Annotated in this window: 5 protein-coding genes; 3 read left to right on the top strand and 2 right to left on the bottom strand. The window is 72.6% G+C overall.

Features of this window, described 5'->3' with window-relative positions; genetic code table 11:
• Positions 1-76 precede the first annotated feature (76 nt).
• Complete coding sequence (locus tag ACWGR4_RS41865; protein WP_452130575.1) at positions 77-619, bottom strand: hypothetical protein; 543 nt, start codon at positions 617-619, stop codon at positions 77-79.
• Between the two features lie 579 nt (positions 620-1,198).
• Between ACWGR4_RS41865 and ACWGR4_RS41870 the strand changes: the two genes are divergently transcribed.
• From ACWGR4_RS41870 to ACWGR4_RS41880, 3 genes are read left to right on the top strand one after another with little or no spacing between them, the layout of a single operon-like run.
• Complete coding sequence (locus ACWGR4_RS41870; RefSeq protein WP_380001889.1) at positions 1,199-1,969, top strand: AfsR/SARP family transcriptional regulator; 771 nt, start codon at positions 1,199-1,201, stop codon at positions 1,967-1,969.
• Between the two features lie 33 nt (positions 1,970-2,002).
• Entirely contained in the window at positions 2,003-3,919 is a 1,917-nt protein-coding gene (locus tag ACWGR4_RS41875) for an HAD-IIIC family phosphatase (protein ID WP_380001887.1), read from the top strand.
• Entirely contained in the window at positions 3,919-4,143 is a 225-nt protein-coding gene (locus ACWGR4_RS41880; RefSeq protein WP_439677891.1) for a phosphopantetheine-binding protein, read from the top strand. The genes ACWGR4_RS41875 and ACWGR4_RS41880 overlap by 1 nt, the downstream gene beginning before the upstream one ends.
• A gap of 75 nt (positions 4,144-4,218) precedes the next feature.
• Here the strand turns inward: ACWGR4_RS41880 and ACWGR4_RS41885 are convergent.
• Positions 4,219-12,670, bottom strand: an 8,452-nt coding sequence (locus tag ACWGR4_RS41885) for an SDR family NAD(P)-dependent oxidoreductase (RefSeq protein WP_452134317.1), incomplete at its 5' end; no start/stop codon positions are given.

A 12,670-nucleotide genomic window follows, 5' to 3' on the forward strand; every position in this document is an offset into this window, starting at 1 on the left:
CCGGGACCGCGCCCCGAAGACGACCCGGCTACGGGAACGCTCTCGGATACGGGCACGGCGCGACCATATCCCACCGTCAGGCCACCCGGTCCAGGGACGACGCCGCACGCGCCGCCGTGCCCGCCGACCGTACGGAGCCCACCATCCGGCTCCGTACGAAGATCGTGGCCACCCGCGTGACGACCTCGGTGAGCGCCATCAGCACGAGCGCCGCCACCCACGCCTGCTCGGTGGTGATGTGGTGGGCGAGGCTGAAGCGGGCGACGTCGTCGGCACCGCCGTGGTCGACCCACACCTGGAAGCCCATCCGCGCGCCCATGCCCAGCACCCACAACACCGCGGACACCGCACCGGCCTTGATCAGCAGATGCCCGCCGGCGGAGCGGATCCGAGTGAAGACGCCGCCCGCCACGCCGAGCACCGCGCCGATCGCCATCAACACACCGATCAACACCGTGTCATTGCCCGCGGTGGGAATCGTGTGCAGGTACTTCCACGCCACGAAGGCCACGATCCCCAACGGGATGAGGAACGTCTTGCGGTCCAGCCGGTCTTCCCGCAACTGCCGAAAGACGATGAGAACGAGAAGGATGTCGGTGATCCAGTCTGTGGTGTTCATGTCCCCAGACTGTCGCCGTCACCCGTTCCGCACCTGGACCCACGGGTGGAAACCCGGGTGGAGACGCGGGTGGATCCCGGTGTGGGTCGGCTGACGGCCGTGCGGACGTACCGGCCTCTTGCGGAGTTCCGGTTCGAGGGGGCGCCTGCCGTCGGTGTGATGCGGGCACTGCCGGTGGCGTCCTCCACGAGGATTTGCACCTGCACGGTCCTGGGGCAGGTGTTTTCGAGACGGAATGATTCGGCGCACGGGGCGGATCCGACCGTGTCCGGGTTTCGGGGGATGTATCGGGAAGCGGAGCGTTCGATTCCCCGCGTCGTAATGTCGTTCGTGGTGTCGGGGATTGTTTCGCGGCGGTTAATCTTCGGGGTTTCGTGGGTGCGCCGAAGCGGGCATCTTTCCGGGGTCTACGCGGGGCAACCGCTGGTCGTGAGCATGATCGAGATCGCGCCGAGGGCTTTCGGGACGGTGGTTTTCGGTCGACGGGGGACTCTAAGTAGTTTCACCGATGCGCCTGGTGCGCGACTCCCCAAGACTCGAAGGGCATTCGCAATGTGGTCTCTTACGGGGAGAATGCCCATGCGTTATGAACTGCTCGGCCCCTTGCGCGTCTCGGGTGAGCGCGGCCAATCGATCCTCAGTGCGCCCAAGACCGAGGTGTTGCTGGCCGCCCTGCTCATCGGAGCCGGGCGCGTGGTGACCAAGGACCAACTCATCAACGAATTGTGGCGGGAGAATCCACCGCGGCGGGCGACTCCCGCCCTGCACGTCTATGTGTGCCAGCTCCGCAAGTTGCTCACCGCCGTGGGTGGGCGCGCGGATGCCATCGCCACTCGGATCCCGGGGTATCTGCTGCGGGTCGAGGACGGCGAGTCGGACCTGCACGACTTCCAACGCGCCGCCGACAGCGGACGCGCCCATCACCGGGCGGGACGCTTCGCCGATGCCGTGGTCGATCTGGAGAAGGCGTTGGCGCTGTACCGGGGACCGGTCCTGGACGGTGTGGGCGAGGGTCCCATCGTCAGTGGATTCGCCACCTGGGCCGAGCAGGAGCGGCTGGACTGCGAGGAGATGTGCATCGACGCGTACATCGCGCTGGGCCGCCATCGCGAGATCCTCAGTCGGCTCTCCAGGCTGACCGCGCACCATCCCCTGCGTGAGGCGTTCTACCGGCAGTTGATGCTGGTGCTGTACCGCTCCGAGCGGCAGGCCGAAGCCCTGCAGGTCTACCAGTTGGCGCGTGGGGTGCTGCATTCGCAGTTGGGGTTGGAGCCGTGCCGGTCGCTGCGCAATCTGCACCAGGCGATCCTCGTCTCCGACGATGTCCTCGACGAGCCGGTGGCCAGCTGATCGCGGTCGCACGATCGAAGGGTTGTCTCTCACATGAACCGCACCGCGGCCGCGCCTGTGGGCGATCCGCTCGAATACACCTTCCGAGACCTGCATCGACAGCACCGATTGGCCGCCGAGTATCCCCGGATACCCGGCCTGCTGCGTGACTTACCGCCGCCCGAACTCGTCGACGCGGGCCGGGTGTTGTCCCGGCTTTCGGTGGACGAGGTGGTGGAACTGCATCCACGGACTCCGGTGGTTTCGGTCGCGGTCACCGGCCACGGCACCGTCACCGGGGTCACCCCGTCGCTCACCGCCGAACTAGCCCGACACGGGCTGCTGTTGCGTCCGCACATCACCGATTTCGACGCCTACGTCTTCGAACTGTCCGATCCGAACAGCGCGCTGTACGCGGCCCGCCCCGACCTGGTGGCCTGTCTGCTCGACCACACGGTCGTGTTCGACGAGGTGCCGGTGCCCTGGGGACCGGAGCACGTGGAATCGGCGCTGGCGGCCACCGAGCGCCGGTTGACCGCGCTGGCCGACACGTTCGAGGCGGTGGGGCACGGCACGCTCGTGTACAACACGCTGCCGCTTCCCCGAGAGTACGTCGCGCAGTTGGTGGACCACCGCTCACGGGCCCGGCTGGGCGCGCTGTGGCGCGAGGCCAACGCGCGGGTGTTGCGCCTGATGGAGGACCATCCGCGGTTGATCGTGCTCGATCTGGAACCGTTGATCGGCTCGGGGCTGCCCGGCCGGGACGTACGGCTGAGCACGTACACCGGGACGCACCTCTCCCCCGAGTTGACCGCCGGCTACACCCGGGAACTCGCCCACCTGGCCCGGGGCCTGTCCGGACGGGCCCGCAAGTGTCTGGTTCTCGACTTGGACAACACCGTGTGGGGAGGTGTGCTCGGTGATGACGGACCCGAGGGGATCGAGGTCGCCGGGAGCTATCGGGGCGAGGCGTTTCGCGCCGTGCAGCGCACCGCGCTGCAATTGTCCGCCCAGGGCGTGCTGCTCGCCGCCGTCAGCAAGAACGATCTCGAACCGGTCCGGGAGGTGCTGCGCGAGCACCCCGAGATGACCCTCGGCGAGGAGGACTTCGTTCGGATCGTGGCCGACTGGGCACCCAAGCACGACAATCTGCGCTCCCTGGCCGCCGATCTCAACATCGGCCTGGACAGCCTCGTCTTCGCCGATGACAGCCCCTACGAATGCGGGTTGGTCGCCCGGGAGTTGCCCGAGGTGGCGGTCGTCCGGCTCGACGGCGATCCGGCGACGCACGTACAACGCCTGCTCGCGGACGGCTGGTTCGACGTCCGCGAGGTCACCGTCGAGGACGTCGCCCGCCCGGCCAGATATCGCGAGGAGTCGCAGCGCAAGGACTTCCTCGACAGCTTCGCCTCGATCGACGACTACCTGGCGGGCCTGGGCATCGAAGTGGAATTCGCCGAGGTGACGCCGACGCAGGTGGCGCGCGTCGCGCAACTGACGTTGCGCACCAACCAGTTCAACCTCACGACCGAACGTCTGGGACAGTCAGACGTGGAAGAGCGTGCGGCGGCGGCGCGGACACTGGTGCTCGGCATCCGATCCGGCGACCGGTTCGGCGACAACGGGCTGGTCGGCGCGGTGTTCGTGGACCGGTTCGTGGACCGGGACGAAAGTGTCTGGCGCATCGAGAACTTCCTGCTCAGTTGCCGGGTGTTCTCGCGGGGCATCGAGTCGGCGTGCCTGGGCGCCCTGCTCGAACACGCCCGCGCCGAGGGCGCGCGACAGGTGCTGGCGACCTACCGGCCGTCCGCGAAGAACGACAAGGTGCGGGACTTCTACCCGCGCAACGGCTTCGAGACGGAGAGTGTCGACGACGACGGCACGATCCGATTCCGGCACGACCTGATCCATGTCCCCGAGCGGCCGCGACACCTGCGGCTGAGCGGAAGCATCGGGAGGACGCAACTGTGATGACCCTCGACGACTTCGTCCTGGTGCTCCGCGACTCGCTCGGCCTGCCGGTCACCGCCGAGGTGGTACGGGAGGACTTCGACCAAGTGCCGGGCTGGGACTCGGTACACCTGCTGGCCCTGGTCACCGTGTTGGAGCGGGAAACCGGCCGCCAGGTATCCCTGCCGGACGCCCTGGAGGCGCGAACTCTGAAGGACATCTACGACCTCGCCACCGTCGGCTGATCCGACGCCGGCGAGCATGACTCGCCGGGCCGCACCCACGTTCACGGGTGCGGCCCGGCTTCGTGTACCCCCTCCTCAGTCCCCCGTCGACACGCCCAGCTCGTCGTCCAGCGCCCGGAACAACTCGTCGTCGCCGACGTCGGCCAACGCGCTCTCGTCGTCCGTGTCCGCCTCGCCGATCGGTGTCGTGCGATCCCACACGCGCAGCAGACTCCGCAGCCGGGACCCGATCCGGGCATGCTCCTGCCGGTCCACGCCGGTCCGCGCCAACAGCGCCTCCAGGCGGTGCAGTTCCTCCGCCAACACCTCTGCCTCCCCGGGCGCGGCCTCGGGGGTCAGCAGCAGGCCCACCCTGGCCGCCAGCGCCGCCACGTTCGGATGGTCGAAGACGATCGTGGTCGGCAGCCGCAGTCCCACCCGCGCGGAGAGCCGATTGCGCAACTCCACCGCAGTCAGCGAGTCGAGTCCGAGGTCCTGGAGTCCGCGTCGCGTGTCCACGGTGCCGGGATCCGGATGGCCGAGCACGTCCGCGACCTCCTGTCGGACCATGTCGATCAGCACCGACTCGCGCTGCTCGCCGTCCAGACCCGCGAGCACCGGCCCCGCCGGCCCGGCCGCCTCGCCGGCGTCCGCCGCGCGGCTTCGCACCGGCGTGCGCACGGCCCGGCGCAGGATCGTGGGCAACCCCGGGAACCCGGACTCGTCCGCGCCACCGGAGGTGTCCAGCCGCGCCGCGACCAGCGTGGGCTCACCCGCGCCCAGGGCGGCGTCGAACAGCGCCAGCCCGGCGGCCGCGGACATCGGCGCGATGCCGGAGCGGGCCAACCGGGCCCGGTCGACGTCCCCGAGCGCACCCGCCATCCCGCCCTCGTCCCACAGGCCCCAACCGATCGACAACGCGGGCAGCCCCTCGGCGGCGCGTTGTCCGGCCAACGCGTCCAAAAACGCGTTGGCGGCGGCGTAGTTCGCCTGCCCCGGCGTGCCCACGGTGGCCGCGATCGAGGAGAAGAGCACGAAGGCCGACAGGTCCCGTCCCTCGGTCAACCGGTGCAGGTTCCAGGCCGCGCCCGCCTTCGGCCGCAGCACCGCGTCGAGCCGGGGCCCGGTCACACCGGTGAGTACGCCGTCGTCCAGGACACCGGCCAGATGTACGACGGCCGTCAGCGGATGCGCGGCCGGCAGCGTGTCGAGCAGCCCTGCCAGCGCCTCGGCGTCGCTCACGTCGCACGCCGCCATCGTGACCTCGGCCCCCGCCTCGACGAGTTCGGCGAGCAGCTCCCGCGCGCCCGGGGCCTGCGGCCCTCGACGGCCGACGAGCAGCAGATGACGCACGCCGTGCGCGTGCACCAGGTGTCGGGTGAGCAGTCCGCCCAGGAGCCCGGTGGCGCCGGTGACCAGGACGGTGCCCTCGTTCGGGAACGACACCGCCTCGCCCCGGGCCGGTTCGGGACGCCGCGCCACCAGGCGGGGCGCGTACGGCACGCCGCCGCGCACCGCGATCTGTGGTTCCGGGGACACTGCGGCCGCTTCGATGCCGTCCGCGGTCTCGGCTCCCGCTTCGAGGTCGAGCAGGGTGATCCGGCCGGGGTGTTCGGCCTGCGCGCTGCGCACCAGTCCCCACACGGCGGCGACGACCGGATCCGCCACCTCACCGGGATGCACCGCCACTCCCCCGGACGTCAGCACGACCAGGGGAACATCGGATGCGGCGTCGTCACCGAGCCACTGCGTCAACCGCTCGACCGCGACCAACGCCGCGGCGCGGGTCCGCTCGGGCGGTGCGCCCCGACCGGCCGCCGACTCCGATCGCAGGTCCACGACGGCGGCGGGCCGGTCTCCGCGCCCGGCGAATCCCGCTACCGCACTCCACTCGACCCGGTACAGCCCGGCGCCGTCCGCGCGGGCCGGGCCGAGTGCGTCGGCGGGCAGCGCGCGCAGCACCAGCGCTTCGGCTCGGGCGATCAACGCGCCCTGCTCGTCGGCCAGTTCGACGCCGACGGAGTCCTCCGCGTCGCCGGGCGCGATCCGCACGCGGGCCTCGACGGCACCACTCGCGTACAGTTCCACCCCGCTCCACGCGAAGGGCAGGCGTACCCGGTCGGCCTGTGCCGGCCCGGATTGCGGATCGCCGAGCGCGAGCGGTCGCAGCGCGGCGTCCAAAAGTGCGGGGTGGATCCCGAACGTCCGGGCCTCCGGCGCGGTCTCGGCGGGCAGCCGAACCTCGGCGTAGGTACTTCCGTCCGGGTGCCGCCACACGCCCCGCACCCCCTGAAAGGCGGGCCCGTAGTCCACACCCGCGTCGACCAACCGCTCGTCCAGGTCCCGGAGGTCGAGCGGTGTCGCTCCCGGCGGGGGCCACGCGGCGGTGAGCGTCGTGTGCGGCTGCGCCGCCGTGCCTGTGACGGCGCGCGGCGCGAGTACGCCGTCGGCGTGCCGCGTCCAGGTCGGCGCGTCGGGCCCGACCGACGCGCCCTCGGGGCGGCTGTGCACGGTGATCGAGTGCCGACCCGCCTCCAGGGCCCGAACCACCACCTGCAGCCGCACGGTGCCCTCCTCCGGGAGGATCAGCGGTGTGTGCAGGGTGAGTTCCTCGATCAGGGCGCAGCCCACCCGCTCTGCGGCACGCGTCGCCAGATCGACCAGTGCGGAGGCGGGCAGCAGCGCGAGGCCGTGCAACCGATGGTCGCCCAGCCAGGGGCGGTCCGCGAGCGAGAGCCGCCCGGTCAACAGGAGTTCGCCGCCGTCGGCGACCTCGATCGCCGCGCCGAGCAGCGGGTGGTCGGCGGTGTCCTGCCCGGCCGAGGCCGCGTCGGCGGCGGCGGGCTGGTCGAGCCAGTACCGCGTGCGCCGGAACGCGTAGGTCGGCAGCGGGATCGGCCGGGCCCCGCGTCGGGCGAGGGGCACGGCCCAGTCGACGGCGCCTCCGCGCAGGTGTACCGCGGCCAGCGCCCGGGTCAGGGTGTCCCCTTCCGGCCGACCGGCGCCCAGCACCGCGACGGATGTGGGCCCCTGCTCGTCGAACGTGTCCCGGACCATCGCCGTGAGCACCGGGTCCGGACCCAACTCCAGGCAGGAGTCGACGCCGTGCTCGCGCAGGGCATGCAGCCCGTCGTGGAAGCGGACCGTTTCCCGAACGTGCCGCACCCAGTGTTCGGGGGAGGCGAGTTCCTGCGGGGTCGCGATCCGGCCGGTGAGGTTGGAGACCACGGGGATGGCCGGGGTGCGGTAGTCCACGCCCTCGGCGACCCGGCGAAACGCCGCCAGGATCGGGTCCATGTGCGGCGAGTGGAACGCGCGGCCGACCCGCAGCCGCTTGGTCCGTATCCCCTGCGCCCGGAACGTCCTGGCCAGGGCGTCGGCGGCCTCGGCGTCGCCGGAGACCACCACCGCCTCGGGGCCATTGACCGCGGCCAGGCTCAGCGACCCGGCGTACGCGTCCAGGTGGGGGCGCACGAGGTGTTCGGCGGCGCCGATGGCGAGCATCGCACCGCCCTCGGTGGCGCTGTGCATCAGCCGTCCGCGCGCCTCGACCAGGACGCACGCGTCCCGCAGCGACAGCACCCCCGCGACGTGCGCGGCGGTCAGTTCGCCGAGCGAGTGGCCGATCACCGCGTCGGGGGTGAAGCCGAAGTGCTCCACCAGCCGGTACAGCGCGGTCTCCAGGGCGAACAGCGCGGGCTGGGCGTAGCGGGTCGATTCGAGCAGGGCCGCCTGTGGGCTGCCGGGTTCGGCGAACACCACCTCGCGCAGGGGGTGGTCCAGGAGCGGGTCGAGTTCGGCGCGGACCGCGTCGAACGCCGCGGCGAACACCGGCTCGCTCTCGTACAGTTCCCGCCCCATGCCCGGACGCTGGCTGCCCTGGCCGGTGAACAGCACGGCGGTGCGACCGGGCGGCCCGGCCACGGCCCGCAGTACGTCGGGCGAGCGTTCGCCACCGGCCAGCGCGCTCAGGCCCCGGAGCAGTTGCGCGTGGTCGGTGCCGACGACGGCCGCGCGGTGTTCCAGGAGTGAGCGGGTGGTGGCCAGCGACAGCGCGATGTCGGCCGGGTGCGGCTCGGGTTCCTCGGCCAGCCACTCCAGCAGCCGTTCGGCCTGGGCCGGCAGCGCCTCGGCGGTGCGGGCGGACAGGATCCAGGCCGATGTCGCAGGGGCGGGGTCCGCGCGCGGCGGGGCCGGTCGCGGGTCCTGCGCGGCCTGCTCGACGATCACGTGGGCGTTGGTGCCGCTGATCCCGAAGGAGGACACCGCCGCACGGCGCGGGCGGTCCGCGGCGGGCCACGGCTGTTCCTCGGTGAGCAGGCGGACCGTCCCGTCGGACCAGTCGACGTGCGGCGACGGCCGGTCCGCGTGCAGCGTGCGGGGCAGCAGGCCGTGCTGCATCGCCGACACCATCTTGATCACCCCGCCGACGCCGGCGGCGGCCTGCGCGTGACCGATGTTGGACTTGAGCGAGCCCAGCCACAGCGGCCGGGCATCGGTGTGCTCGCGGCCGTAGGTGGCCAGGATCGCCTGGGCCTCGATCGGGTCGCCGAGTGTGGTGCCGGTGCCGTGTGCCTCGACCGCGTCGACGTCGGCGCCGCTGAGCCCCGCCGCGGCCAGCGCCTGCCCGATCACCCGCTGCTGCGACGGGCCGTTGGGCGCGGTCAACCCGTTGCTGGCGCCGTCCTGGTTGACCGCCGTGCCGCGTACCACGGCGAGCACCGGGTGTCCGTTGCGCCGGGCGTCCGAGAGGCGTTCGACCAGCAGCATGCCGACGCCCTCCGACCAGCCGGCGCCGTCGGCGTCCGCCGAGAACGACTTGCAGCGGCCGTCGGGCGCCATCCCGCGCTGGCGGCTGAATTCGATGAACACACTGGGCGTCGACATCACCGTCACCCCGCCGGCGAGCGCGAGCGAGCACTCCCCCTGACGCAGTGCCTGTACCGCCAGGTGCAGCGCGACCAGCGAGGACGAGCACGCGGTGTCGACGCTGATCGCCGGCCCTTCGAGGCCGAAGGTGTACGCGACGCGGCCGGAGGCGACGCTGTGCGCGCTGCCGTTGCCCAGGTATCCCTCGAAGCCGGCCGGCGCCTGCCTGATCCGCGAGCCGTAGTCGTTGTACATCACGCCGACGAACACTCCGGTACGGCTGCCGCGCAACGACGCGTGCGGAATGCCGGCGCGTTCGAACGCCTCCCAGCCGGTTTCCAGGAGCAGGCGCTGCTGGGGGTCGGTGGCCAGTGCCTCGCGCGGGCTGATCCCGAACAGGTCGGCGTCGAATCGGTCCGCGTCGTGCAGGAAGCCGCCTCGGGTGGAGTAACTCTTGCCCGCCCGGTCGGGGTCCGGGTCGAACAGTTCGGTCGTGTCCCAGCCGCGTCCGCGCGGCCATTCGCCGATGGCGTCCACGCCGCCGGCCACGAGCCGCCACAGGTCCTCGGGGGAGGTGACGCCGCCCGGGTAGCGGCACGACATCGCGACGATCGCGATGGGTTCGTCGGCCCACTCGGCCGGCCGGGTCGGCGGTGTCGCCCCGGCCGGGGCCGGCCGCGCGTCGACGACCGACTCCGCGAGGTGGCGGGCCACCGCGTCCGGGGTGGGATGGTCGAAGACCAGCGTCGCGGACAGCCGCAGTCCGGTCGCGGCGGCGAGGCGGTTGCGCAGTTCCACCGACGTCAGCGAGTCGAAACCGGCCTCCTTGAACGCCCGTGCGCCGTCGACGCGACCGGCGTCGGTGTGCCCGAGCACGGTGGCCACGTTCGCGCGGACCAACTCGCCGATCTCGGCGAGCCGATCGGCCGGCGCCAACGCGGCGACGCGGCCGGCCCAGGTACCCTCGGCGCCCGCCCGGGCGGCCCGCCGCGCGGGGATGCGCACCATCTCGCGCAGCACGGCCGGAAGCAGCCCGGCGACGGCCTGGGCGCGCAGCGCCGACCGATCCAACACGGCCGCCACCGGTGCGGGCCGGTCGCCGCGCAGCGCCGCGTCGAACAGTGCCAGGCCCCGGTCGGCGGGCAGCGGAGCGATGCCGTTCCTGGCCATCCTGGCCGTGTCCACCCGATCCAGGTGGGCGGTCATGCCGCCGGCCTGCGCCCACAGGCCCCACGCGAGCGACAGCACCGGGCCGCCTGCCCCGTCGTGGTGGGCGAGCGCGTCCAGGAACGCGTTCGCGGCGGTGTAGTTGCCCTGCCCGGCGCTGCCGAGCGTCGCGGTGACGGAGGAGAACAACACGAGCGGCACACCGTCGAGACGGCGGGTCGCCTCGTACAGCCACCACCCGGCGTCGACCTTGGGCCGCAGCACCGTGTCGACCCGCTCCGGGGTGAGCGCGTCGATCGTGGCGTCGTCCAGGACGCCCGCGACGTGTACGACGGCGCTCAGCGGCTGCTCGGTCGGGATCCCCGCGAGCAGCGCGGCGAGTTGCGTACGGTCGGCCACGTCGCAGGCCACGACGTCGACCTCGGCGCCCGCTTCGGCGAGTTCCGACACCAACTCGCCCACGCCGGGCGCCTGCCCACCGCGCCGGGCGGCCAACACCAGCCGGCGTACGCCGTGTTCGGCGACCAGATGCCGTGCGGTCAGTGCGGCGAGGGTGCCGGAGCCGCCGGTGATCAGTACCGTGCCGGCCGGGTCGAAGCGCACCGGTGGGTGCTCCGGCTCCGGCCCGGACGCGGTGGCCCGGACCAGCCGGGGCACCCGGATCGTCCCCGCGCGCAGGGCCAGTTGCGGCTCGTCGACGTCCGTGAGCGCGCCGGTCAGGCCGCCGGCGGACGCCTCGTGGTCGTCCAGATCCAGCAGCACGAACCTGCCCGGCTGCTCTGCCTGCGCGGAGCGGAGCAGGCCCCACACCGCCGCGCCGGCGAGGTCGCGCACGCGGTCGTCGGCGCCGGTGGCCACCGCGCCCCGCGTCACGACGACCAACCGGGCCTCGGCGAAGGCGGGTTCGCGCAGCCACGCCTGCGTCTGCGCCAACACCTGCCGCACGACTGCGCCCACGCGCGCCGGGACATCGAGGCCCGGGTCACCCTCGGGCACCGCGAACAGCACCGCCGCCGGGAGCGCGGCTCCCGCACCGACGGACTCGGCCAGCGCGGCGACGTCCGGGTACCGCCCGGGCGGGTCTGCTTCCGTAGCCGGCGCCGCGAGCGCGGCCGTTCGCGGCTCGTCGTCCCCGAGCACCGCCCAGGACTCGGGTGGTCGGCCTCCGCCGCCGGACCGGGCCGGCCAGTCCAGGGCATACAGGTCGTCACCGACCGATGCCGCCGTCAACTGCCCCGCCGGCAACGGCCGCAGCGCGAGCGAGGCCACCGTGGCGACGGGTGTGCCGTCGGTGTCGAAGACGTCCACCCGCAGTGCGTCGGTACCCGTCGGGCTCAGCCGCACCCGCAAGGCCGTGGCCGTCGAACCGTGCAGGCGCACGCCGCTCCACACGAAGGGCAGCCGGGGTGATCCCGGTCGGGTCGAGGTGTCGTCCGCCGGCACGAGCCCGGCGTGCAGGGCCGCGTCGAACAGCGCCGGGTGGAGCACGAAGGCCGGTTCGGCGTCGGCGTCCTCCTCGGTCCGCTCGATCTCGGCGAACACGCGGTCCCCGAGCCGCCAGGCGGCCCGGACCCCCTGGAAGACGGGCCCATAGCCGTAGCCCGTCGCGGTGAGGTCACGGTAGAGCGCGTCGACGTCGAGCGCCCGCGCGTCCGCCGGGGGCCAGGCATCGATCGGCGCCACGGCAGGGCCAGGATCGTCGGCGGATTCCGGCTCCACGATCGCCGTGGCATGCCGGGTCCAGGGCACGTCGGCCGCGGCATCGCGCTCGCTCGGCTCGGACCGGGAGTACACGCTCACGGCCCGCCGCTCGTCGTCCTCGCGCGGCGACTCGACCACGAGTTGCAGTTGCACCGCCCCGGTGCCGGGCAGCGGCAACGGCGCCTCCAGGGTCAGCTCCGCCACCCGATCACATCCGACCCCGGCACCGGCGAAGACGGCCATCTCGACGAAGGCCGTGCCCGGCAGCAGGACGGTCTCGTGGACCGCGTGGTCGGCGAGCCAGGGATGGTCGGCCGTGGACAATTGCCCGGTGAGCACGAGCGCGCCGGTGTCGGCAATGTGCACGGCGGCGTCGAGGAAGGGATGACTCGTCGTACTCCGGCCCGACCCACCCGTGTCCCGCCGCCGGGGCGCGGTGAGCCAGAAGGTGTCCCGCCGAAACGGGTAGGTGGGTAGATCGCCGTCCGGCACGGCGGAGGTCGGCGCGATCGCGTCGGCGCCGAGTACGTGGGCGTGTGCGAGGGCGGTGTGCCATTGGCGCAGATCACCCTGCCCACGGCGCAGGGTGGCGACGGTGGCGGCCCGGACGCTCGGAGTGCGCGCCTCGATGGTCTCGTCGATGGCAGCCGTCAGTCCCGGGTGCGGGCTGGTCTCGATGAAGAGCGTGTGTCCGTCGGTGAGGAGGGCTTCGACGGTTTCTTGGAAGCGGACTGTGGTGCGGAGGTTGGTGTACCAGTGTTGGGGGGTGAGGTGGGTGCCGTCGATGGGTGTGGTGGTGACGGTGGAGTAG

Source organism: Embleya sp. NPDC055664 (genome assembly GCF_053618075.1).